Origin of the sequence: Pedobacter sp. UC225_61 (genome assembly GCF_044452285.1) — a bacterium.
GTDB lineage: Bacteria > Bacteroidota > Bacteroidia > Sphingobacteriales > Sphingobacteriaceae > Pedobacter.
This window is the reverse complement of the sequence record NZ_JBIOAL010000001.1, coordinates 1,133,997-1,156,523: the sequence shown is the minus strand read 5'-3', so window position 1 is coordinate 1,156,523 and position 22,527 is coordinate 1,133,997. Positions and strand designations below refer to the sequence as shown.

Genomic DNA, 22,527 nt, shown 5'->3' with positions numbered 1-22,527 from the left:
TTTTGTTATTCTGAGCTTACGAAGAACTCTTTTAAGGTGCTTCGATAAACTCAATATTACATGTTATTAAAAATTAGCTGCTTTTAATTTCAAGCCTGCCGTTTCTTCCAAGCCAAATAGCAAGTTCATATTTTGAACAGCTTGCCCGCTTGCACCTTTTAATAGGTTATCAATAATGCTGATGATGAATAATTTATTACCGTGCTTTTCTATATAAATCAGCGCTTTATTGGTGTTTACAACCTGTTTTAAATCGATGTTTTTCCGACTTACATGTGTAAATGGATGGACGCTATAATACTCTTCATATAATTTTTGCGCTTCTTCCAAAGTCAAATCACTTTCAACATACATTGAAGCCAAAATCCCTCTAGTAAAAGCACCACGTTGTGGGATGAAATTTAAAACCTCTGAAATAGAAGGTTGAAGTTGCACTAAACTTTCTCCAATTTCATTTAAATGTTGATGCTCAAATGCTTTGTAAATAGAAAGGTTATTATTTCTCCAACTGAAATGCGAAGTAGTTGATAAACTTTGCCCTGCGCCAGTTGAGCCTGTTGTTGCATTAATATGAACTTCACTTTTAATTAACCTTTTTGCTGCTAAAGGCAATAAACCCAATTGAATGCATGTTGCAAAACAACCTGGATTTGCAATGTTTTTTGCAGTTTTTATCGTATCACGATTTAATTCTGGCAAGCCATAAACAAACTCACGATTCTCGAATTTAGCGTTTGCAGTTAATCTAAAATCTTGAGATAAATCGATGATTTTGATATTTTCGTTAATTGGGTTTGCTGCTAAAAACTTCTTTGCATCACCATGTCCAACGCATAAAAATAACACATCAATATGTTGAGGGATTTCATTTATAAATCTTAAATCAGTATCCCCAAATAAATCCGTGTGCACATCAGAAATTAAATTCCCTGCATTACTACTGCTATTTACAAAAGCAATTTCAACGTTCGGGTGGTTAATTAAAATGCGCAACATTTCGCCTCCAGTGTATCCTGCTCCACCAATTATACCTGCTTTTATTTTTTTACTATTCACAATCTGTTCTGTCATTTTGAGTTGATGGATAGGAGAAAAGTATAAATTCTAAATCTTGATCTGTTTCATTCGAGATTTTATGTTTGTCGCCAGCTTTTATTTGTAAGCCATTATTTGCATTTACTAAAATGGTCTCATTTTCAATTAAAAATGTCGCCTGTCCTTTTAGGATAAAGAAAAATTGTTCTGCGTAAGTATGGAAATGCAATTTCTCGGCAGTTTGAGCAGGCATTAATTCTTGTTTAATAGCTGCATCAGCTTTGCTTACAAAATCCCATCCATCACAGTTACCCCCCCATTTGTAGTGGTCCAAACAATTTTCTTTTGAAAAGACGTTTATCATTATAGTTAATTAATTAAATGAGATAGCTTCGTTGTTTCTTCTTGTAAAGACGAATTTTATTCTTCGTTAACTTTATGCCAAATCATTACTTGGTTCCCAAATATTTTAGAGAAACCTTTCACATCATCTCCACTCCAAGCGTTATTCATTTCGCCATAACTACCAAATTTATTGCTCATTAAATCGTGGTTAGATTCAATACCTATAATTTGGAAACGATATGGTAGTAATTCTACAAATACTTTTCCGCTTACTACTTTCTGAGTATCGGTTAAAAATGCTTCGATATTCCGCATAATTGGGTCGTGGAATTGACCTTCATGCAACCAGTTACCGTAAAACGATGACAACTGTTCTTTCCAACTTAATTGCCATTTGGTCAACGTATGTTTTTCTAACGTATGGTGTGCTTTGATAATGATAATTGGCGCAGCCGCTTCAAAACCAACACGACCTTTAATACCTATAATTGTATCTCCAACGTGAATATCTCTACCAATGCCGAAGGGTTGAGCAATTGCTTGTAGTTTTTGGATAGCTGTTACAGGATTTAATTTTTCTCCATCAATAGCAACCAATTCTCCTTTCTCAAAAGTTAATTCAATTCTTTTTGTTTCTGATTCTGAAACTTGGGTTGGCCAAGCGCTTTCTGGTAAAGTTTCGTTGGATGTTAATGTTTCTTTTCCACCAACAGATGTTCCCCATAATCCTTTATTTATTGAATACCTAGCTTTTTCTGCACTATATTCTACACCATGTTTCGCTAAGTATTCTATTTCCGCTTCGCGGGATAATTTTAAGTCTCTAATAGGCGTAATGATTTCAACCCCTGGAATAAGAATATTGAAAATCATATCAAAACGAACTTGATCATTTCCAGCTCCAGTACTTCCATGTGCAACATAATCTGCTCCAATTTTCTTTACATAATTAGCAATTGCAGTTGCTTGGCTTACACGTTCTGCACTCACAGAAAGTGGATATGTCGCATTTTTCAATACATTGCCAAACACTAAATATTTGATACAACCATTGTAGTAATTTTCAGTTTCATCTACTACCGCATGAGATGCAACACCTAAAGCATAAGCACGTTTTTCAATTTCTTGCAATTCATCATCAGAAAAACCACCAGTATTTACAATTACCGAGTGAACTTCTAAATTACGGTCTTCTGCTAAGTGAATACAGCAAAATGAGGTGTCTAATCCTCCGCTAAATGCTAAAACAACTTTCTTCTTCATTTATTTATTAAGTAAAAGGGTAAACAATACAAAAATGGATTTTAATCCTGATTTTGGTTTTAAAATTAAACGTTGCTTAATACGCATAAAACGCTCATACAGTGTTGGATTTTTTTGCAATTCTTCGGCAAAATTCTTAGCCGCTTCGTGTTTCTTCTCTGCTGGATCATATAACATAGCTGTACACATGCATATTTTACGATCTTTGCTTTTTAAGATTTCAAAGTTCACGCAGCTTTGGCATCCTTTCCAAAAATCTTCATCTTGCGTTAATTCAGAATACGTAACGGGTTCATATCCTAAATCTGAATTAATTTTCATCACAGCTAAACCAGTAGTTAATCCAAATATTTTTGCCTTTGGATATAATGTTCTCGATAGTCCGAAGATTTCTTTTTTAATCGCATTTGCTAATCCTGCTTTTCTAAACTGTGGACTTACAATTAAGCCAGAGTTAGCTACAAATTGTCCATGGCTCCAGGTCTCAATATAACAAAAGCCAGCCCATGTGCCATCTTTGTGAAAAGCAATTACTGCCTTTCCTTCTTCCATTTTACCAGAAATGTACTCAGGCGAACGTTTTGCTATGCCAGTACCTCGAGCTTTAGCAGATTCGGCCATTTCGGTCACAATCTCTTCAGCAAAAACACGATGCTCTGGGATAGCTACCTGGACTATAAATTCGTCAATATTCATTCGTTTTCTAACGAAAAATTAAGATATTCTTGTTAATTGGGTTTTTAGAGAGGATCAATTCCTCATTGGTATTAGTAAGATGTACTAAATACGCGGCGTATAATTTTGCCGATTTGTAGTAATAAAAAATACGGGTCGTAAGCGTTCAATAAACAAACTTTTAGAGGCAATATTCTTTGCTTCTAAAATAGAAAGTTTATGGATGATGTGCTTGCTCATTATTTTGTATGCTAGCCTGTATAAATTACTTGAGCCGCAAAGGTTTAAATAAAAATTGAGTTGTGCAATAAGAATCTGATTTTTTTAAGTTTTTTGTCCGTTTTATTAAACTATTTTGACTAAAACAGATCATAATTACGCAAACAATTGAAATGTGCTTAATGCATTGTTTCTTGATAGATTATCATTTAACAAAGTTTAACATCCATTTTATTAGATAAAACCAATATTTGCATATACTAGATCCGAAAAAATTTAGTGTATAGTTTTTCACAAAATCCTTATAATTTATTTCAATATGAAAGAGATTTACTTAACGACTCCATTAAAAAAATTACCACAGTTGAAAATTTATTTTTCATTAATTTTAATTTCCCTCACAACTTTAATTTCTTGTAAAAAGACAACTATTGAATCCTCTAATCTTGTTGCCTTTAGTGTTGTAAATGCATCTCCTACTTTTGCTACATATGACGTTTATTTAAATGATGGAAAACTTAACAGTGTTGCCTTGCCATTTGGAGGATCGACCAAGTATGGTCAGTACACGGCGGGTACTCAGAATATAAAATTTACAACATCTGGACGATCAGAGAGCTTATTAACTAAAAGCATCTCTTTAACTCCAAATATTTATCAAACTTTTTATTTAATTGATAGACCTGGTAGTTTAGATGGTTTATTAGTAACTGATGATGTAAGTGCAAATTCGAATGATAAAGCTTTTATTCGATTTATTAATTTATCACCAGATGCCCCTGCATTGGATTTAACCGTAACTAATGGAACTTCTTTGATTACAGGTAAAGCGTATAAAGCTGCAAGTCCTTTTACAACACTTGCCTCTGGCACCTATTCTTTTGATTTAAAAGATGGTGCAGGTAGTGTTAAAGCAACACTACCTAATGCTGTTTTAACTGCCGGCAAGTATTATACCATTATTTCGAGAGGTTTGATTAATCCAGCAAATAGTTTAGAGCATCCATTAAGCATTCAGGTTATTTTACATCAATAAGCTTATCGATCGAACCTGAAGAAATGGGCTAATAAATTGGTTTTACCATTAATTAGATCTGTAACTATATCTGCTCCAATAACCGAAAAAGTAATTCCATTACCTCCAAAGCCTAAGCAAAAATAGCTGTTCGGAAATTTAGAATGGGCGCCAATATAAGGTAGCCCATCTTTTGTTTCTCCAAAAGTACCAGACCACCTAAAATCTTCAATAAAATTTATATCAGGCAAGAATTTTTGAAAAGTTTTAAGCAGTTTAGCTTTTTTATTATCTAATAATAAATCTCTTTTTATTGCATTTTTAAAATCTTCATCTTCTCCACCAACCAACATTCTTCCATCCTCCGTACTACGCAAGTATAAATATGGCGCATCAGTATTCCAAAATAGAGTTTTTGAAATGCTATCGCTTAAATCCTTCATGTATTCACTAACCATTGCATAGGTGCTTTTCAATTTTACAATTTTTTTAGGCAACATTTGTTGAGTTTCGTACCCCGTGCAATAAATTATTTTTTTTGCTTTAATTTCAGCTTTTGTATCTGTTATTACCGTAACGCTATCATCCTTATACTTAACTGTTTTTAACTCTGTTTTATCAAAAACTTGTAATCCTTTTTTAACATTATAACTAAGCAAATCATGTGTTAAACAAAATGCATCAATACTGCCACCATCTTCAGATAAGATCCCGCCTTCTGCCCCTAAACCATATTTATTTTTAATGTCAACAGCATTAAGCCACTCTACTTTAAAACCATTTTGTTTCCTAGTTTCAAATTCAGTTTTAAGCCACTTTAAATCTTTAGGATTACTAGCAAAATATAACGATTCTTTAGATTTAAAACCACAATCTGAATTAATGTCCTCTGTTATTTTTTTTAATTGATAAATAGAGTTTCTACATGCCTGATAGCTCGCTACTGCGCCTTGTTCCCCAATTTTTTTTATGAGTTGGTATAGGGGAATATCAATTTCATATTGTAGCATAGCAGTCGTTGCAGAAGTGCTTCCATTAGCAATTTCTCGCTTATCTATGAGAACAGTATTAAAACCTTTTTGTATACAGGCATGTGCCATTAAGGCGCCTGTAATTCCTCCGCCCACAATAAGCACATCACAATTAATATCTTCTCTTAATGAAGGATAAGAGTTTAGGATTCCATTTTTAATTAAAAAATAGGGTTCGTTTGATCTAATATTCACGCATCACTAACAGTAAAGTCAGAATTATGTTTGATGAGCGTTAAATTAAATGGCCCAACCCTTATTTAGAATTATTCAAAATAATTTGGATAGCAATATTTTTCGTTGTTAATTTGCGACTGTTTAGAATTAATCCAAATAAAAACAATCATGCGAATACAACTACGATTTAAAATTATCTTGCTCTTAACCTTATTTTCTGCATCAGCCTTTGCACAACAACACGGTAGTATTAAAGGCAAAATCACAAGTACCGATGGCAAGCCCGCAGCTTACGTAAATATCGGCTTGAAAAACAATGTTATTAGCGCTGTGTCTAATGACAATGGAGAATACACTTTCCCAAGAGTTAAACCTGGTGCTTACACTATAAAAGTTAGTGCCGTAGGCATTAATCCTCAAGAAAAAAACATAACTATTACTGCTGGAGAAACTGTAACACTTGATTTTGTTTTAACAGAAAACAGCCAAATTTTGGAAGCTGTTACCATTGCTGGTAAAAATAACAGGTATAAAATCAGCTTACCATCTGCTTCACTGAGATTAAACGAACCCCTTTTAGAAGCTCCACAAAATATACAAACCGTAAGCAATTCTACATTAAAAGATCAGCAAATTATTAGTATGAGTGATGGTTTAATTAAAAATGTAAGTGGTGCAACGAGATTAGAGCATTGGGGGGATTTATATACTAACATTACCATGCGTGGTTCTCAAATTCAAGCCATGCGCAATGGGTTTAATTTTGTTTCGTCTTACTGGGGACCGTTAACTGAAGACATGAGCATTGTTGAACACATTGAGTTCGTAAAAGGACCAGCAGGATTTATGCTTGGCAATGGCGATCCCAGTGGTATGTATAATGTTGTAACTAAAAAACCAACTGGATTTAATAAAGGCGAAGTTTCGTTAACTGTTGGAAGCTTTGATTTATACAGAACAACACTAGACTTTGATCATAAAGTAACTAACGATGGCAAATTATTATTCAGATTAAATGCTGCCGTGCAAACTAAAGGCTCTTTTAGACCTTTTGAAAAAAATGACAGATATACATTTGCTCCGTCATTGAGTTATCAACTATCAAATCGCACTAAACTTACGGCTGAATACACTTTGCAAAATGCAAAAATGACCGAAGTTGGTTCATATTATATCTTTAAACCAGACGGAGGCTATGCTTCATTACCAAGAAACTTTACGCTTACACAACCTGGTGTGCAACCTACAAGAATTAACGATCATAGTGTTTTCTTAAACTTACAACACAATTTTAGCACTGACTGGAAATTAACCGCTCAAGTTGCTTATTCAAAATATTTACAAAATGGATCAAGTTCTTGGCCATCTGTAATCAACTCAAATAATACTGTAATTAGAAATGTTGGGATCTGGGATGCTGAAAGCACGATGAAATTAGCTCAGTTATTCATCAATGGGTTAGTGAAAACAGGTGGAATAAACCACAGAATTATAGCAGGCTTTGACGGTGGGAAGAAAAATTATCTAGCTGATTGGGGTCAATCGCATGATTTAGATTTACCATCTTCTCCATTTGATTTAAACAATCCCAATTATGGTTTTCCATCTAACGGCTACCCTAATTTTGATAGAGAAACGCCCTTATTACAACGAGCAATTGCTGCTGGTGGTTTAATGGATCAGAAATATCTTAGCGGTTATGTACAAGATGAGCTTGGTTTCTTTAACAATAAAGCTCGTTTGACCTTAGCAGGAAGATATACCTATGTAAGTCAATCTGCTTGGGGAGGCCCTTCTGATAAAGCAAAACATTTTACACCTAGAATTGGATTAAGTGTTTCCCTTGATGAAAACACAGCTATATATGCTGTATATGACGAAGCTTTTACTCCACAAAGTGGATTATTGCGTAGTGGTGGAACTCCAGATCCAATTACTGGAACAAACCACGAGATTGGTATTAAAAAAGATTGGTTTGATGGCAAGTGGAATACCACAATTTCTGCCTACAGAATACTTAAACAAAATGAGCTTACTGGCGATCCAAAAAACAAAGCTGGCGAAACGTTTAGTATTGTTGTTGGAGAAAAAAGAGCACAAGGAATCGAATTTGATTTAAGAGGTGAAATTACTGCTGGTTTAAGATTAATTGCTAACTATGCTTATACAGACGGTAAGGTTACAAAAGTTGCTGAAGGAGTTACAAGCATTGTTGTTGGAGAAGTTGTTCCTGGTTTCTCAAAACATACCACTAATGCGTGGTTAACTTATACGTTACAAAATGGAATATTAAAAGGAACTGGTATTTCTGGAGGGTTTACCTATTTAGCTGGTAGAGCAACTGGAACCTACGATGGCTCTAATGCCAATAAAAACTTACCTAACTATTTCAAATTAGATGGTGGTTTATTCTGGGAAAACAAAGCTATAAAAGTTACTGCAAATGCATTTAACATTTTAGATAAGTATTTATTCTCTGGTGCTTATTATACCGGTTATTGGAATGCTCCAGATTATGCGCAACCTGCTTATTCATGGCAAACAGAGGCACCAAGAAATTACCGTTTAAGTGTTGCTTATAAATTTTAACTCATTTATGTCCGAAAAGAAAAAAACGAAGAGTTTTAAATATTGGATAGGTAGAATGCACTTATGGCTTGGATTAACATCTGGGCTATTTGTGCTTTTCTTAGGCATAACTGGTTGCATTTTAGCATTTGAACGAGAAATAGAAGATGCAGTACAAACCTATCGTTTTACTGAAATACAAAACAAACCATTATTACCTCCTACAAAATTAAAGGAAATTGCAGATAATGCCCTACCAAACAAAAAAGCACACAGCATTAATTATCAGCTTGGAAGAACGGCACAGGTAGTTTATTACAATGAAGCACCAGAATACTATTACATCGTTTTTGTAAGCCAATATACTGGTGAGGTAATAAAAGTTAAAGACATGAGTGAAGATTTCTTCAGAATTGTAATTAACGGACATTATTATTTATGGTTACCCCCAGAAATTGGTCAACCTATATTAACAACTGCCACAATGATTTTTGTGTTGTTATTAATCTCAGGTTTAGTATTATGGTGGCCGAAAAGTAAGGCTGCAAGAAAGCAACGTTTTAGCGTAAAATTGAAATCAAAATGGCGTAGGCTAAATTATGATTTACACAACGTGTCGGGCTTTTATATGACTTTCATTGTTGTTTTCATCGCTTTATCTGGAATGGTAATGGGCTTTCAATGGTTTGCTAAATCTGTTTATTGGGTAAGCTCTGGTGGTGAATTTATGAATGTTTTTGAAGAAACTTTTTCCGATACGACACGAGCAAGTTCTTTAAGTTTAAATGCTGCAGCGGCAGATCAACTTTGGGCTCGCTTCGTAAAAGAAGATCCATCGTTTAAGGGAAGTTTGGATGTTCATGTTCCAGAAAATGAAAAAGCTGCAATTGAAATTGCTAAAAACCCAGATCCAGAAACATATTGGAAAGCAGATTATCAATATTTCGATCAACATACATTAAAAGAAATTGAAGTTAAACACATGTATGGCAAATTTGCGAATGCCAGCACAGCTGATAAAATCTCCAGAATGAATTACGATATCCACGTTGGAGCAGTTATGGGTTTGCCAGGAAAAATATTAGCTTTTTTTGCAAGTCTAATAGCAGCAAGTATGCCGGTTACTGGGGTGATAATTTGGCTTGGAAGAAAGAAAAGATCTAAAAAACTAAACTCAATATAAAATGAAAAACCTAAATCTATTATTCGTTTTGCTCCTTTTTGCATCAAGCATCAATGCCCAAACAAAACTAGACCAAGATCGAGAAGCGATTAAAGCTCTAGCTGGATTTTACAAAGTAACTTTTAATTATGCAGAAACTTTTTCTCCAGATGACGATTATAAATTTCATGAAAGACATCGTTCTTCAGCCAAAGAAATTGCTATTATTTTAGAAGACTTCTCCTAAGAAAATTGTTATTCAGCATTTGTTGGTAATGAGAGGAGATAGCATGATCATTAAACACTGGAGAGAAGATTGGACTTATGAAGACACTCAGATATTGGCTTACGATAAGGATAATGCATGGAAAAAAGTAATCCTTTCTACAAATGATGTGAAAGGAAAATGGACACAAAAAGTTTTCCAAGTAGATGATAGTCCGCGTTACCAAGCTATAGGAACTTGGGTACATGTTGATGGCAGGCACCAATGGCAAAGCAATACGGATTCTCCGCTTCCACGTAGAGAAAATACAGAACGTAATGATTACAACGTGTTAAATCGGGGCAACAATATTTACTTAACGGCAAATGGTTGGATGTTTGAGCAAGACAATAAAAAAATCATCCGTTCTGAAAAAGGTGATAAACTTTTGGCGATGGAAAAAGGGATGGAAGAGTTTGTTAAGACAGATCCAAAATCTTTTGGTTACGTACAAACATGGTGGAAACAGCAACAAGCATTTTGGAAAGATGCTCGTGAAACATGGGATGTAGTTTTTGCAGAAAATAATTACCTTAAACTTGTTCCAAAAGTGGATGACAAATTATTGTATGAGCAATTCTTTGCACTTGGAGATCAGTCTGCAAAAGAAAACTGGAGCTCAGCTAAAAATAAAGAGAATATTAAAAAGGTGATCGATTCTTATTTAGCAAAAGCAAGCTAAGTAAACTTTGATGAGCCGCAGATGCGCAGATTACTTGAGGAGAAAAACCAATAGAAAATCTGTGCATCTGCGGCTTTCCTATATGGTAAATTTACCTTTTTATCAATCATTTATTATCTTGCCAAAAAGCTGCTATTTATGAGGAAAATCCTGATCATTTCAATTCTGTTAGCTAGTTTAACTAGTTATGCCCAAGATTTAAACTATGCTCGAAAAACCTTAAATACGCTTACCTCTAAAGAATTTTGGGGAAGAGGCTATACCAAGAACGGAATGAGTAAAGCAGCAGATTTCATCGAATCTCAGTTTAAATCTTTTGGGTTACAACCTATGGATGGAAAGGATTTTAAACAATCATTTTCATTTTCCGTAAATACTTTTCCGGGAAAAATGGAGCTTAAAATTAATGGCAAAAAACTAATTCCAGGAGAAGATTTTATAGTTGGACAAGCAAGTGTTGGCGTAAAAGCAACAGCAGATCTAACACAAAAAGATAGTGTGAATTTTTTAGATGATAGAGATAGGATATTAGTTAGTTTGAAGGATAAATTGACTTGGTCTGTTTCTCAAAAAGTAAACGATTATACTGAAATTTCAATCAAAAAATCAGCGCTTAATGAAAAACCAAAAAGCATAGAAACGACTATCGAAAATGTTTTTATTCCAGAATTTAAAGCAACAAATATTTGTGCTGTTGTTAAAGGAACAACTAAACCTGATTCCGTTATTTTAATTACTGCACATTACGATCATTTAGGCGGCATGGGGAAAGACACTTATTTTCCAGGCGCTAATGATAATGCAAGTGGAGTTTCATTCTTACTAAGCTTAGCGAAGTATTATGCAGCTAACCCGCAAAAATATACTATCGCATTTATCTGCTTTGCAGGAGAAGAAGCTGGTATTTTAGGTTCAAAACATTTCACTGAAAATCCATTAATTGATTTACAAAAAATAAGATTTCTAATCAATGTAGATATGGTTGGCACTGGAGAAACTGGCGCAACAGTGGTAAATGCAACGCAATACCCTAAAGAATTTACTATGCTAAATCAGGTAAACGATGCTAATAAATTATTAGTCAAAATAAATCCTCGAGGAAAGGCCGCAAATAGCGATCATTATTTCTTTACAGAAAAAGGAGTTCCAGCTTTTTTTCTTTATACACAGGGTGGAATTTCTGCTTATCACGATGTTTTCGACAAACCCGAAACTTTGCCTTTTACCGTTTATGAAAACTTATTTAAGTTATTTGTGGGGTTTAATAAAGGGTTGATGAATTAATAAATTCGCCGCTTGTCATTAAATTGTTTGGATATATAATCCATAGAAACAAATCCAATTTCATGTTGTTAATTTGTCCAAAATCATGTCATATGTCATTACTTTTCACACCGATTAACATAAAAAATATTACCCTAAAAAACAGAATTGTGGTTTCTCCAATGTGTGAGTATTCTGCAACAGATGGTTTTCCAAATAATTGGCATTTGGTTCATTTAGGAAGCAGAGCTGTTGGGGGCGCAGGCTTGATTATAACAGAAGCGACTGCTGTTTCTCCAGAAGGAAGAATTTCTGTAGGAGATTTAGGAATTTGGAAAGATGAACATATTGAAAAATTCAAAGAAATTACAGCGTTTATTCATGCGAACGGTTCTATTGCGGGTATTCAATTAGCACACGCTGGTAGAAAAGCTAGTTTTGATATTCCATGGGAAAATCCATTACAATTAGATAAACAAAATGGTGGATGGGATACCGTTTCGGCTAGTGAAATCCCGTTTAATTCGACAGATAAAACTCCAATTGCATTAACTATTGATGGAATTGAAAAAGTAAAATCAGATTTTAAATCTGCAACACAAAGAGCTATAAAAGCAGGTTTTAAACTAGTAGAAATTCACGCTGCTCATGGGTATTTACAACATCAATTTTTATCGCCATTAAGTAATAAAAGAACAGATAAGTATGGCGGCAGTTTTGAGAATAGAATCCGTTTATTAATTGAAACTGTTGAATCTGTACAAGAAGTTTGGCCAGCAGAAAATCCATTATTCGTTCGAATTTCAGCAACAGATTGGGCTGAAGGAGGATGGACTGCTGAAGAGTCAGTTCGTTTATCTGCTTTGCTAAAAACTAAAGGTGTTGATGTAATTGACACATCTTCAGGCGGATTAACTTTAGCACAAGAAATTCCTTTATCGCCAGGTTATCAAGTGCAATTTGCAGAAGATATTAAAAAACAAACTGGAATTTTAACTGGTGCTGTTGGTTTAATTACTGAGGCGCAACAAGCCGAAACCATTTTGCAAAATGGACAAGCCGATTTAATTTTAATAGCGAGAGAGTTCTTAAGAAATCCATATTTCCCTTTATATGCAGCTTTTGAATTAGGTGACGATGTAAAATGGCCATCGCAATATGAACGTGCTAAACCAAGAAAAAAACGTAGCTAGAATTTTAAAACAATTTATCTTATTTTCCACTTATATTAAAAACTAAAACTCATGTTTGATAAATTAATGGCTGCTCAGCAAAAAGCAGATGAAATTAAAAAAAGATTAGATGCAATTTCTGTATTTGGCGAAGTTGAAGGAGGCGCAATTCGAGTAACAGCGACAGCAAATAAAGCCATAACTGCGATAGAAATTAATGAAGATTTTTACAAAGATGCCGACAAAGAAGAAGTTGAAGAGCTTTTATTAACGGCTATAAATAAAGCATTATCTCAAGCAGATCAAGTGAGCGCAACTGAAATGCAAGCTGCTACAAAAGATATGTTAGGTGGACTTGGTGGTATGTTTGGCGGATAAAAGTAATTGATATGAAATATACGTATTACGGACAATCTTGTTTCTTATTAGAAACGGATAGTAAAAAATTCTTATTTGATCCTTTTATTAGCTCAAATCCTTTGGCTAGTAAAATAGATATTACAAAAATTGAAGCTGATTATATTTTAGTCAGTCATGGACATGGCGATCATGTAGGCGATTTAATTGCACTTGCGAAACAAACAAAAGCTCAGGTTATTGCTATACCAGAAGTAATTGGATGGGTAATGAAACAAGGAATTGAAAATGTGCATCCCATGAATTTTGGAAAACACACTTTCGATTTCGGAACAGTTCGTATGGTTTGGGCAACACATTCTGCTGGTTTACCAGATGGGAGTTATGGAGGAAACCCAGCTGGTTTTGTTTTAGAATTGGATCATAAACAAATTTATTTTGCTGGGGATACGGGCCTAACAATAGAAATGAAATTATTAGCTGATCTCTATAAATTAGATTATGCTATTTTACCAATTGGAGGTAATTATACTATGGATGTAGATGATGCTGTTATTGCAGCTAATTATATCGATTGTAGTAAAATTATTGGTGTGCATTACGATACTTTCCCTGTCATAGAAATCGATTCTAAAGTTGCAGTTGAAAGTTTCAAACGAGCGCAAAAATTATTATTATTACCAGCTATTGGCGAAACAATAGATTTATAAAAAAGCCTTCCAAAAATTGGAAGGCTTTTTTTATAATAACTAGTTATGACTTAGTTTTTCTTTGCTGCTTCTTTATTTACTTTGTAACGCATATCAGCTGTACCATCTTTTTTCTTTGGACCAACAACTTTAGCTGCTTTGTTAGCTTTCAGGCGCATATCTGGTGTGCCATCTTTTTTAAGACCCACACTCGGAGCAACCGTTACTTTTTTAACTTCTTTTTTAACGGCAACCGGAGCTGTAGCTTTTACCACTGTCATTTTGGTTTCAACTTTAGCAACAGGAGCCGCTGCTTTAACTTGAGCTTTTACAGCAGTTTTTTTTGTTGCTGCTTTTGTTGCAGGAGCAGCTGTTTGTGCAAAAGTAGTAGTGATACCCAATACTGCAATCGCAATAATACCTAATAATTTTTTCATGTTTTCTATGTTTTTATAAATCTAAGATCCCCTTTACAAATGAAGATTATATGAAGTTACTGAAACTACTCATGAAGTGAAAAATTAGCACTATTCACACTTTTCCCATCTTTATCAAAATATTCATTATCAATCAATTCACCTTGTTCTGTATATCTTTCCTTAAATGCTGGTTTTCCATCCGAATAAAATGAGCGCCAAACGCCAATCTTTTTGCCACGAAAATATTTTCCTTCCATTTTAAGCTGGCTATTATCCCAATAGGTTTTAAAAATGCTATTTAAATTTCCCCAAACGTAATAGGCATTTTCTTCTAGTTGCTGATTAGGATAATACTTTTTCCATACACCATTTTTGTACCCTCTTTCATAATTGCCCTCTTCTTTTAAATTACCATTCTCATAAAAGGTATACGGACCTTTTCTAACTTCTAAATTCTTATCTGCAAAGCTGATTTTTTCTTGCAAAACATCCTTCTTATTATAAAACTTGACTACCCATAAACTATCCCTTTGTTCGACAGTTTTCTTCCATTTAGAACGTAATGGATCTTTTGAATAACCTGGAGCTGAATAAACTGTGGTGGTATCTTGCTGTGCAAAAGCTAGATTGTTAATTACAAACAATATACCTGCTAAAAAAATTACCTTTTTCATTCTGACTAACTTTAATGTGCAGCCAACCAATTATGGCCTTCGCCTATTTCAATCTCTATCGGTACTTGTGTTTTAATTGCGGTTTTCATTCGATGTGTTATGATGGCTTTCATTTGATCAACTTCCGTTTTCAATACATCAAAGACTAGCTCATCATGCACCTGCATGGTCATTTTAGATCCTAATTTTTGATCTTGCATATCCTTGTGGATATTGATCATCGCAATTTTAATTAAATCTGCTGCTGAGCCTTGAATCGGTGCATTAATCGCATTTCGCTCTGCGTAACCTCTAACAGTTTGATTTGCCGAATTAATATCTCTTAAATATCTTCTTCTACCCATTATTGTTTCAACAAATCCGTTTTCACGAGCAAAATTCATGGTATCGCTCATGTATCTTTTGATACCTGGATATTGCGTAAAATATTGCTCAATTATTTCTGCAGCCTCCTTACGTGGAATATTTAGATTCTGAGATAAACCAAATGCCGATTGCCCATAAATAATACCAAAATTTACTGCCTTTGCATTTCTACGTTGAGTAGAATCTACATCTTCAATAGCAATTCCGTAAACTTTAGCAGCTGTTGCTGTGTGAATATCAATGCCTTTACTAAATGCATCTAGCATATTTTCTTCTTTGCTTATTTCCGCAATAATGCGCAATTCGATTTGCGAATAGTCGGCAGATAATAAAATATGATCCTCATCTCTCGCAATAAATGCTTTACGTACTTCTCGCCCTCGCTCTGTTCTTATAGGAATATTTTGCAAATTCGGATTGTTAGAACTTAATCTCCCTGTTGCGGCAACTGCCTGATTATATGAAGTATGCACACGACCAGTTTTAGGATTTACCATTAAAGGCAATGCATCAACATAAGTTGATTTTAATTTTTGCAGCTGGCGGAAATCCAAAATATTTTGAACAATATCATTTTTGCTTGCTAAATAAGTCAACACATCTTCTCCAGTTTGATACTGACCTGTTTTCGTTTTTTTAGCTTTCGGATCTAGTTTTAAATGATCAAATAATACTTCGCCTAACTGTTTTGGCGATGCTAAATTAAACTTCAATCCTGCTTTTTCATATACACTTTGCTCTGCTTTGGTAATTTCTGTTTGCAGTTCAATCGAGTATGCATTTAAGGTATCTATATCTATTTTAACACCTTCTTTTTCAATATCAGCTAATACATAAACTAAAGGATTTTCTATTTCTTCAGCTAATTTCGTTGCATTTCTATCTTTTAGCATTGGCTCGAAAATAGTTGCCAACTGCAGCGTTACATCCGCATCTTCTGCTGCATAATCTACCACATTTTCTACTGGTACATCACGCATATTTCCTTGCCCTTTACCTTTAGCACCAATTAACGTAGTAATGGAAATTGGTGTATAGCCTAAATAATTCTCAGATAAAACATCCATGTTATGTCGTGTATCTGGATCAATTAAATAATGAGCCAACATAGTATCGAATAATTTCCCTTTTACGTGAACATCGTACCATTTTAACACCAACATATCATATTTGATATTCTGACCAATCTTTCCAATATTTTCGTTTTCTAAAACTATTCTAAACTCATCAAGTATGCGTTGGGTTATTTGTCTATCCTCTGGCAATGGAATATAGTAACCTTCGCCTGATTTTATAGAGAAAGATAAGCCAACCAAATCTGCCAAATTAGCATCAGTTCCAGTTGTTTCAGTATCGAAAGAAATGCTAGGTTGCGTTAATAACAAGTCGATTAGTTCCTTCCGCTTTGCCGAATCATCAATTAAAAAATATTGATGTGGTGTATTATCTATATTTTTAGCATCGATTGGGGTATCAAATAACGATGGTTGTTCGACAAATTCTTTACGCTTTACTTCTGCAACATCATTACCAAATAAATCTTTTTGTTGACTCGTGTTTTTTGCATCGTTTATGCTGAAATCTTCACCAAAAACGCGTCTACCGATAGTTCTGAATTCAAGTTCGGCAAATAAAGGCTCCAATAACTCTCTACTAGGTTCTTCAACTAGTAATTTTTCTTCATCAAACTCTACAGGAACATTTAAAATTATAGTAGCTAATTTTTTTGAAACCAATCCTTGCTCTGCAAAGTTCTCTACATTTTCTCTTTGCTTCCCTTTTAATTCATGGCTATTGGCAATAATATTTTCCATACTGCCGTATTGCTTAATCAACAATTTCGCAGTTTTTTCTCCAATACCTGGAATACCAGGAATGTTATCTACCGCATCGCCCCAAAGGCCTAAAATATCTATAACTTGAAGTACATTTTCGATTTCCCATTTTGCTAAAATCTCCTTTACACCTAAAATTTCCATATCATTCCCCATACGAGCAGGTTTGTAAATGAAAATATTTTCTGAAACCAGTTGTGCAAAATCCTTATCGGGAGTCATACAATATACTTGGAAACCTCTTTTTTCAGCTTGCTTAGCCATGGTTCCAATGATATCATCTGCCTCAAAACCATCTTTGGTAATTACTGGAATATTAAACCCTTCAATCAATTTAAAAATATAAGGTAGTGCCTTCGATAAATCTTCTGGCATTGCCTCGCGATGCGCTTTATATGCCACAAAATCTGTATGTCTTTCGGTTGGCGCTTCCGTATCAAAAACTACAGCAATATGTGAGGGTTTTTCCTTCTTCAATACCTCCATTAGCGTATTCGCAAAGCCCATAACTGCTGATGTATTTACACCGCTAGACGTAAAACGAGGATTTTTACTCAATGCAAAGTGCGCTCTGTAAATTAGCGCCATTCCATCTAAAAGGAAAAGTTTTTTATTATCCATGATAGTGTAAAGTTAAGAATAGCCACCAAATTTGATAATGGTATTTAGATTTTATTTTTCTTTATTATCTTTATTATCTGCTCGTTATTCTTTATGAAGACGATACAACAAGAAAAGAAAATTAACGTTATTTGTGCGTATGAAAGCTTTTAATTTTTTGTTCCTATTTCTCTTACTCAGTGTTAAGTTATTAGCACAAGATGCTGTTTTAATTAGCGAAGGAAATTTTGTGCGTGGTGTAATAAAAGGGACAAATTTTAGTTCTGTTGCTATTATGCAAGATGATCAAACTATTGTTGAGTATCAGGCAAAGGACATTCAATCTTTTGTGTGGAATGGTGAAACTTATGCGAGTAAGCCCATTGTAATGAAGAAGAAAATGGAGTTTCGCTTTTTTAAAGTACTTGAAACTGGTACTGTAAATTTATATTCATATGGCGATAAAGGAATAGTTGCACAAGCACCACAACCTAAAGTAAAAGTTAGACCTACATTTGGAGTTGGTATAGGAAGCGGGGGTTTTGGTGGTGGAATTGGTGGCGGTATAACTATTGGTGGCGGTGGCCGAAGAAATGAAGATCAGGCAAACACCGGAGTAAAAGGAAAAATTAGTTACTTTTTAGAAAAACCAGGAACTGGACCAATGCAAGAAGTTAATTTGGACAATAGCAATGCTGTGAAGACCATTTTATTGCAGAAATTAACTAATGATGAAGATCTGGCCGAAAGTATAAAAGCAACCGAGAGTTTTGATGCAAAAAATTTGGCAGCCTATATCAAAGCTTACAATTCTTCTGGAAAAAAATAACTTAGACAACCTTTTTCTTCAATCTTTCTGGATTGAGAATTAGTTCTCTATCTAGCAAAACACCCAATTACGTGATCATTTACCATTCCAGTTGCTTGCATAAATGCATAACAAATTGTCGTTCCAAAAAACTTGAATCCTCTTTTTTTCATGTCTTTCGCAATGGCATCAGAAATTTCGGTACTTACAGGAATGCCTCCATTTTTGAAATCGTTAACAATTGGCTTTTTATGAGGTAAATACGCCCAAATATAATCAGCAAAGGAGCCAAACTCTTGTTGGATTGCGATAAACAATTGTGCATTTTTTATGGTTGAGTTAATTTTTAATCGGTTACGAATAATTCCTTCATCTTGCATTAATCGCTCTGCATCAGCTGCTGAAAATGTCGCAACTTTCTGTACATCAAAGTTTGCAAATGCCTTTCTGTAGCCTTCTCTACGGCGCAAAATAGTAATCCAGCTTAAGCCTGCTTGAGCGCCTTCTAACACCAAAAATTCGAATAATACCTTATCATCATAAACAGGCTTACCCCATTCTTCATCATGATATTTGATGTAAAGTTCATCAGTGCCACACCATTTGCAACGATACTGAGAATTTTGTATCATATTATTAAGAATTTGAATTTAGTTCATCCCAGTACTCAACTGCTCTTCTATAATGAGGAATAACAATTGAGCCACCAACCAAATTAGCAATCATAAAGACCTCGTTCATTTCTGCACTATTAACGCCTTCGTTATAGCATTTTTCCAGGTGATATTTAATGCAATCATCGCAACGTAAAACCATTGATGCTACTAAACCTAACATCTCTTTGGTTTTTACATTTAAAGCGCCGTCAGCGTAAGTTGTAGTATCTAAAGCAAAGAAACGCTTAATGTTTGTATTGGATGTTTCCATAATTCTATCGTTCATTTTTGTACGATAGCTGTTAAATTCTTCTACTAATTTTCCCATATTGACTAACTATTTTTTGTAATTTCAAAACCTAATCCTAATTTCCATGAAAATCATTAATCCTAAAATTCACGCCATTTTAGATTATGTTGTTGCCTTATTTTTAATTATCGCACCAAATATAATTGCTTTATCAACTACAGCCGCAACCTTTTCGATGGTGCTTGGTGGTATTCACTTTTTGCTAACGCTATTTACCGTTTTTAAAGGTGGAGCGGTAAAACTGGTTCCGTTCCCTGTCCATGGTTTTATTGAGCTTGTAGTAAGCTTCTCTCTAGCTGCTCTTGCCCTTACTGTCTTTAGCAAGCATATGACGGATCATTTTTATTATGCTGGTTTGGCTGTAGTTATGTTTATTGTATTTATTTTAACCGATTACAAAGCAAAAATTAATTAAATTATTTCTTCTAAAGGATTCCAAAACACTTTTCTGAAATCCTTTATCTTATCATTTTCAACTTTAATGCCTTCTTGTTCTAACAGTTGTTGCATTAATTCAGGTGGTGAAAAATGGAATTTTCCAGTGAGCAATCCACTACTGTTAACCACTCTGTGTGCAGGAACTTTAGGCTGTGCAATTCCTGCATTACTCATTGCATAACCAACCATACGAGCTGAACCTCCAGCACCTAAGGCTTTCGCAATTGCCCCATAAGAAGTCACTCTCCCTTTAGGGACCAAACGAGCAATTTCAAACACTTGTTCATAAAATGATGCTTCCATTAGCTGAACGAAAATTGAATATAATTGATGTTTTTATCGTGTTTTAAATATATTCTTTCGTAATGAGTTTTTATAGATAAAACTTCATCTGCGAACTCCGATTGATATAAATGATCTGTATTTTTATGTGTGATAAGGTTTAGTTCTGCTACTTTTTCGCATGTATAGGCATATAAACCATCATTATCCGTTTTCAAATTAATTTTACCACCAGGCTTTAATAGAATTTTATATTTATCCAAAAAACCAGGAAAAGTTAAGCGCTTTTTCTCTCTGCTTTCTTGCGGCTGTGGGTCTGCGAATGTAATCCAGATTTCATCAATTTCTCCAGGTGCAAAATACTCCAAAATATCTTCAATTTGAATACGTAAAAACGCCAAGTTCTGTATGCCTTCGTCTACACCAGTTCTAGCTCCACGCCAAATTCTATTCCCTTTTAAATCTACTCCAACAAAATTCTTTTCTGGAAAAAGCTTTGCCAAGTTTACTGCATATTCTCCTTTTCCACAAGCCAACTCTAATACAACAGGATTATCATTTTTAAAATGACCTGAAGCCCATTTTCCTTTCATCACTTTACCTAAATGCAACTGATATACATTTGGAAAAGTATCTATCTCTGCAAATTTCCTTAATTTATCTTTACCCACGCTTAAATTCTTAAAATACAAAAGTAAGATTTAATTAGCAATAGTAATTGGTCCAATTATTTTATTGCGCTCCTGTTAATAAAATCAAATTATTAAATCCAAATTCACTATTATCATCAAAATTTATATATTTATATTTAATAATCAATTTTAACTATATGACCTTAGTTCAACTCGAATATATCGTAGCTGTAGACACCTACCGAAGCTTTGTTAGTGCTGCTGATAAATGCTTTGTCACTCAACCTACATTAAGTATGCAAGTACAAAAATTGGAGGAATTTTTAAACGTTAAAATATTCGACAGAAGCAAACAGCCTATTATTCCTACAGAAATTGGTGCGCAAATAATTGCTCAAGCACGTATCGTTTTACAAGAAAATAAAAAAATAAAAGAAATTATAAGTAGTCAACAACAAGATGTAATTGGCGAATTAAAAATAGGCATTATTCCAACTATTGCGCCGTATTTGCTGCCTAAAGTAATTTCGTCAATGTTAGAAAAATATCCCGATTTAAAATTATTAATATGGGAATACACGACAGAAGACATTGTTCATCATTTAAAAACTGGTGTAATTGACTGTGGCATTTTAGCTACGCCTCTAGTTGATGCTAACATTATTGAGATGCCTTTATATTATGAAAATTTTGTAAGCTACATTAGTAAAAACAGTAAGCTCTTTAAAAAGAAAACTATTGATGCTGATGATTTAGAAGATGAAAACATTTGGCTGTTAAATGAAGGGCATTGCATGCGTTCGCAGGTATTGAATATTTGTCGCTCTACAAAAAACAATCGCTTACAATCGTTAACCTATAATACTGGAAGTGTGGAAACTTTAATTAGAATGGTAGATGTAAATGATGGCGCTACGTTATTACCAGAATTAGCATTAGGCGATTTAAGTACCAAACAACTCAACAAGGTGCGTTATTTTAAATCGCCAGAACCTGTACGTGAAATTAGCTTGGTTACACACAAAAACTTCATTAAAAAAAGAATGTTAAATGCTTTACGTGAAGAAATATTGGCAATTATCCCTAAAACCATGAAAAACCATAAAAAGAAAGATGTAATTGGAATCTAATTATTACCTGATTTAAGACCTTCTATACCCACTACTTTTTCCTCTTCTTCACCTTTTTTCTTTTTCTTTTTCTTAGTTGGGTCTACTCCGCTTAAACGTTCTTCTATTAACTTATTAAACTCAACTATTTGTTCAGGCTTTAAAACTGCTTTAATATTTGCATTAGTTTCGTTTTGTAGTTTATATATTTTGGTTTCATCTTCTTCTTTATAAGTTCCTGCTTGTTGCTTTTTAAATAGCAACAATTGTTCCTTATACATACTAAAAATGTAATTATAAGCTATGCTCTTTTGTGTTGGGCTTAATGTTAAACGTTTTTGTAATTCATCTACATTTTTTTTAGCCAATTCTTCTGCCGTTGGCGTTTTCTGGGCATGGCTAGAAAAAAATGTGCCAAGCACCAACATCATCATTACAATCAGTTTTTTCATAGTTCAAATTTAAGAAATAATCCCTAAA

Annotated in this window: 25 protein-coding genes; 12 read left to right on the top strand and 13 right to left on the bottom strand. The window is 34.1% G+C overall.

Annotated elements, in window-relative coordinates:
- Positions 1-66 precede the first annotated feature (66 nt).
- The 4 genes from argC to ACHMWN_RS05600 all read right to left on the bottom strand — a co-directional run bounded on the left by argC (position 67) and on the right by ACHMWN_RS05600 (position 3,339).
- Positions 67-1,071: an N-acetyl-gamma-glutamyl-phosphate reductase gene (gene argC, locus ACHMWN_RS05615; RefSeq protein ID WP_397298433.1), complete on the bottom strand. Its 1,005-nt coding sequence runs from the start codon at positions 1,069-1,071 to the stop codon at positions 67-69.
- On the bottom strand, positions 1,049-1,369 hold the full coding sequence (locus tag ACHMWN_RS05610; protein WP_397298431.1) for a cupin domain-containing protein: 321 nt from the start codon (positions 1,367-1,369) through the stop codon (positions 1,049-1,051). The genes argC and ACHMWN_RS05610 overlap by 23 nt, the downstream gene beginning before the upstream one ends.
- An 86-nt stretch (positions 1,370-1,455) precedes the next feature.
- A complete protein-coding gene (gene argG, locus ACHMWN_RS05605) occupies positions 1,456-2,643 on the bottom strand; it encodes an argininosuccinate synthase (protein ID WP_397298429.1) in 1,188 nt (395 codons plus the stop codon).
- Complete coding sequence (locus ACHMWN_RS05600; protein WP_397298427.1) at positions 2,644-3,339, bottom strand: GNAT family N-acetyltransferase; 696 nt, start codon at positions 3,337-3,339, stop codon at positions 2,644-2,646.
- A gap of 517 nt (positions 3,340-3,856) precedes the next feature.
- On the opposite strand from ACHMWN_RS05600, the gene ACHMWN_RS05595 reads away from it, so the two are divergent.
- Positions 3,857-4,573 carry a DUF4397 domain-containing protein gene (locus tag ACHMWN_RS05595; RefSeq protein WP_397298425.1) on the top strand — a complete coding sequence of 239 codons (717 nt, stop codon included), beginning with the start codon at positions 3,857-3,859 and terminating at the stop codon, positions 4,571-4,573.
- A 2-nt stretch (positions 4,574-4,575) separates the two neighbouring features.
- On the opposite strand, the gene ACHMWN_RS05590 is transcribed toward ACHMWN_RS05595, so the two are convergent.
- Positions 4,576-5,778, bottom strand: a complete 1,203-nt coding sequence (locus tag ACHMWN_RS05590; protein WP_397298423.1) for an NAD(P)/FAD-dependent oxidoreductase — start codon at positions 5,776-5,778, stop codon at positions 4,576-4,578.
- 150 nt (positions 5,779-5,928) lie between these two features.
- On the opposite strand from ACHMWN_RS05590, the gene ACHMWN_RS05585 reads away from it, so the two are divergent.
- From ACHMWN_RS05585 to ACHMWN_RS05550, 8 genes are all read left to right on the top strand, one after another.
- Entirely contained in the window at positions 5,929-8,349 is a 2,421-nt protein-coding gene (locus ACHMWN_RS05585; RefSeq protein ID WP_397298421.1) for a TonB-dependent siderophore receptor, read from the top strand.
- A gap of 7 nt (positions 8,350-8,356) precedes the next feature.
- On the top strand, positions 8,357-9,511 hold the full coding sequence (locus ACHMWN_RS05580) for a PepSY-associated TM helix domain-containing protein (protein WP_397298419.1): 1,155 nt from the start codon (positions 8,357-8,359) through the stop codon (positions 9,509-9,511).
- A gap of 1 nt (position 9,512) precedes the next feature.
- The gene (locus tag ACHMWN_RS05575; RefSeq protein ID WP_397298417.1) at positions 9,513-9,737 is read left to right on the top strand and encodes a DUF6607 family protein; all 225 of its coding nucleotides are present in this window, start codon (positions 9,513-9,515) and stop codon (positions 9,735-9,737) included.
- A gap of 28 nt (positions 9,738-9,765) precedes the next feature.
- Entirely contained in the window at positions 9,766-10,437 is a 672-nt protein-coding gene (locus ACHMWN_RS05570) for a DUF6607 family protein (protein WP_397298415.1), read from the top strand.
- A gap of 138 nt (positions 10,438-10,575) precedes the next feature.
- Complete coding sequence (locus ACHMWN_RS05565; protein ID WP_397298413.1) at positions 10,576-11,721, top strand: M28 family metallopeptidase; 1,146 nt, start codon at positions 10,576-10,578, stop codon at positions 11,719-11,721.
- Between the two features lie 92 nt (positions 11,722-11,813).
- A complete protein-coding gene (gene namA, locus ACHMWN_RS05560; protein WP_397298411.1) occupies positions 11,814-12,893 on the top strand; it encodes an NADPH dehydrogenase NamA in 1,080 nt (359 codons plus the stop codon).
- Between the two features lie 51 nt (positions 12,894-12,944).
- The gene (locus tag ACHMWN_RS05555) at positions 12,945-13,250 is read left to right on the top strand and encodes a YbaB/EbfC family nucleoid-associated protein (RefSeq protein WP_397298409.1); all 306 of its coding nucleotides are present in this window, start codon (positions 12,945-12,947) and stop codon (positions 13,248-13,250) included.
- 11 nt (positions 13,251-13,261) lie between these two features.
- On the top strand, positions 13,262-13,939 hold the full coding sequence (locus ACHMWN_RS05550) for a metal-dependent hydrolase (protein WP_397298407.1): 678 nt from the start codon (positions 13,262-13,264) through the stop codon (positions 13,937-13,939).
- Between the two features lie 50 nt (positions 13,940-13,989).
- Here ACHMWN_RS05550 and ACHMWN_RS05545 read toward each other — a convergent pair whose 3' ends face one another.
- From ACHMWN_RS05545 to polA, 3 genes are all read right to left on the bottom strand, one after another.
- Positions 13,990-14,355, bottom strand: a complete 366-nt coding sequence (locus ACHMWN_RS05545) for a hypothetical protein (protein WP_397298405.1) — start codon at positions 14,353-14,355, stop codon at positions 13,990-13,992.
- A gap of 65 nt (positions 14,356-14,420) precedes the next feature.
- Positions 14,421-15,011 (bottom strand): toxin-antitoxin system YwqK family antitoxin, encoded by a 591-nt coding sequence (locus tag ACHMWN_RS05540; RefSeq protein ID WP_397298403.1) that lies wholly within the window; start codon positions 15,009-15,011, stop codon positions 14,421-14,423.
- A gap of 11 nt (positions 15,012-15,022) precedes the next feature.
- Positions 15,023-17,833, bottom strand: a complete 2,811-nt coding sequence (gene polA, locus ACHMWN_RS05535) for a DNA polymerase I (protein WP_397298401.1) — start codon at positions 17,831-17,833, stop codon at positions 15,023-15,025.
- Positions 17,834-17,972: 139 nt separating this feature from the next.
- On the opposite strand from polA, the gene ACHMWN_RS05530 reads away from it, so the two are divergent.
- Positions 17,973-18,641 (top strand): hypothetical protein, encoded by a 669-nt coding sequence (locus tag ACHMWN_RS05530; protein ID WP_397298399.1) that lies wholly within the window; start codon positions 17,973-17,975, stop codon positions 18,639-18,641.
- 47 nt (positions 18,642-18,688) lie between these two features.
- Here the strand turns inward: ACHMWN_RS05530 and ACHMWN_RS05525 are convergent, their stop codons facing one another.
- Positions 18,689-19,252: a DNA-3-methyladenine glycosylase I gene (locus ACHMWN_RS05525; protein ID WP_397298397.1), complete on the bottom strand. Its 564-nt coding sequence runs from the start codon at positions 19,250-19,252 to the stop codon at positions 18,689-18,691.
- Between the two features lie 4 nt (positions 19,253-19,256).
- Positions 19,257-19,604, bottom strand: coding sequence for a carboxymuconolactone decarboxylase family protein (locus ACHMWN_RS05520; protein ID WP_397298395.1), 348 nt, complete (start codon positions 19,602-19,604; stop codon positions 19,257-19,259).
- A gap of 46 nt (positions 19,605-19,650) precedes the next feature.
- Here ACHMWN_RS05520 and ACHMWN_RS05515 point away from each other — a divergent pair, with 46 nt between their 5' ends.
- Positions 19,651-20,001 carry a hypothetical protein gene (locus ACHMWN_RS05515; RefSeq protein WP_397298393.1) on the top strand — a complete coding sequence of 117 codons (351 nt, stop codon included), beginning with the start codon at positions 19,651-19,653 and terminating at the stop codon, positions 19,999-20,001.
- Here the strand turns inward: ACHMWN_RS05515 and ACHMWN_RS05510 are convergent.
- Together ACHMWN_RS05510 and trmB are read right to left on the bottom strand one after the other, a co-directional pair.
- Positions 19,998-20,327 carry an MGMT family protein gene (locus ACHMWN_RS05510; protein WP_397298391.1) on the bottom strand — a complete coding sequence of 110 codons (330 nt, stop codon included), beginning with the start codon at positions 20,325-20,327 and terminating at the stop codon, positions 19,998-20,000. The genes ACHMWN_RS05515 and ACHMWN_RS05510 overlap by 4 nt on opposite strands.
- Entirely contained in the window at positions 20,327-20,977 is a 651-nt protein-coding gene (trmB, locus tag ACHMWN_RS05505) for a tRNA (guanosine(46)-N7)-methyltransferase TrmB (RefSeq protein WP_397298389.1), read from the bottom strand. Before trmB ends, ACHMWN_RS05510 begins: the two co-directional genes overlap by 1 nt.
- Positions 20,978-21,135: 158 nt before the next feature.
- On the opposite strand from trmB, the gene ACHMWN_RS05500 reads away from it, so the two are divergent.
- Positions 21,136-22,068: a hydrogen peroxide-inducible genes activator gene (locus ACHMWN_RS05500; protein ID WP_397298388.1), complete on the top strand. Its 933-nt coding sequence runs from the start codon at positions 21,136-21,138 to the stop codon at positions 22,066-22,068.
- On the opposite strand, the gene ACHMWN_RS05495 is transcribed toward ACHMWN_RS05500, so the two are convergent.
- On the bottom strand, positions 22,065-22,499 hold the full coding sequence (locus ACHMWN_RS05495) for a hypothetical protein (protein WP_397298386.1): 435 nt from the start codon (positions 22,497-22,499) through the stop codon (positions 22,065-22,067). The genes ACHMWN_RS05500 and ACHMWN_RS05495 overlap by 4 nt on opposite strands.
- Positions 22,500-22,527: the final 28 nt, after the last annotated feature.

What these genes read in the sequence shown, in the direction of transcription:
- argC (WP_397298433.1), bottom strand. Translation starts at nt 1,071, where the DNA reads ATGACAGAACAGATTGTGAATAGTAAAAAAATAAAAGCAGGTATAATT.
- argG (WP_397298429.1), bottom strand. Translation starts at nt 2,643, where the DNA reads ATGAAGAAGAAAGTTGTTTTAGCATTTAGCGGAGGATTAGACACCTCA.
- ACHMWN_RS05600 (WP_397298427.1), bottom strand. Translation starts at nt 3,339, where the DNA reads ATGAATATTGACGAATTTATAGTCCAGGTAGCTATCCCAGAGCATCGT.
- ACHMWN_RS05595 (WP_397298425.1), top strand. Translation starts at nt 3,857, where the DNA reads ATGAAAGAGATTTACTTAACGACTCCATTAAAAAAATTACCACAGTTG.
- ACHMWN_RS05585 (WP_397298421.1), top strand. Translation starts at nt 5,929, where the DNA reads ATGCGAATACAACTACGATTTAAAATTATCTTGCTCTTAACCTTATTT.
- ACHMWN_RS05580 (WP_397298419.1), top strand. Translation starts at nt 8,357, where the DNA reads ATGTCCGAAAAGAAAAAAACGAAGAGTTTTAAATATTGGATAGGTAGA.
- ACHMWN_RS05575 (WP_397298417.1), top strand. Translation starts at nt 9,513, where the DNA reads ATGAAAAACCTAAATCTATTATTCGTTTTGCTCCTTTTTGCATCAAGC.
- ACHMWN_RS05570 (WP_397298415.1), top strand. Translation starts at nt 9,766, where the DNA reads ATGAGAGGAGATAGCATGATCATTAAACACTGGAGAGAAGATTGGACT.
- ACHMWN_RS05565 (WP_397298413.1), top strand. Translation starts at nt 10,576, where the DNA reads ATGAGGAAAATCCTGATCATTTCAATTCTGTTAGCTAGTTTAACTAGT.
- namA (WP_397298411.1), top strand. Translation starts at nt 11,814, where the DNA reads ATGTCATTACTTTTCACACCGATTAACATAAAAAATATTACCCTAAAA.
- ACHMWN_RS05555 (WP_397298409.1), top strand. Translation starts at nt 12,945, where the DNA reads ATGTTTGATAAATTAATGGCTGCTCAGCAAAAAGCAGATGAAATTAAA.
- ACHMWN_RS05550 (WP_397298407.1), top strand. Translation starts at nt 13,262, where the DNA reads ATGAAATATACGTATTACGGACAATCTTGTTTCTTATTAGAAACGGAT.
- ACHMWN_RS05545 (WP_397298405.1), bottom strand. Translation starts at nt 14,355, where the DNA reads ATGAAAAAATTATTAGGTATTATTGCGATTGCAGTATTGGGTATCACT.
- ACHMWN_RS05540 (WP_397298403.1), bottom strand. Translation starts at nt 15,011, where the DNA reads ATGAAAAAGGTAATTTTTTTAGCAGGTATATTGTTTGTAATTAACAAT.
- polA (WP_397298401.1), bottom strand. Translation starts at nt 17,833, where the DNA reads ATGGATAATAAAAAACTTTTCCTTTTAGATGGAATGGCGCTAATTTAC.
- ACHMWN_RS05530 (WP_397298399.1), top strand. Translation starts at nt 17,973, where the DNA reads ATGAAAGCTTTTAATTTTTTGTTCCTATTTCTCTTACTCAGTGTTAAG.
- ACHMWN_RS05525 (WP_397298397.1), bottom strand. Translation starts at nt 19,252, where the DNA reads ATGATACAAAATTCTCAGTATCGTTGCAAATGGTGTGGCACTGATGAA.
- ACHMWN_RS05520 (WP_397298395.1), bottom strand. Translation starts at nt 19,604, where the DNA reads ATGGGAAAATTAGTAGAAGAATTTAACAGCTATCGTACAAAAATGAAC.
- ACHMWN_RS05515 (WP_397298393.1), top strand. Translation starts at nt 19,651, where the DNA reads ATGAAAATCATTAATCCTAAAATTCACGCCATTTTAGATTATGTTGTT.
- ACHMWN_RS05510 (WP_397298391.1), bottom strand. Translation starts at nt 20,327, where the DNA reads ATGGAAGCATCATTTTATGAACAAGTGTTTGAAATTGCTCGTTTGGTC.
- ACHMWN_RS05500 (WP_397298388.1), top strand. Translation starts at nt 21,136, where the DNA reads ATGACCTTAGTTCAACTCGAATATATCGTAGCTGTAGACACCTACCGA.
- ACHMWN_RS05495 (WP_397298386.1), bottom strand. Translation starts at nt 22,499, where the DNA reads ATGAAAAAACTGATTGTAATGATGATGTTGGTGCTTGGCACATTTTTT.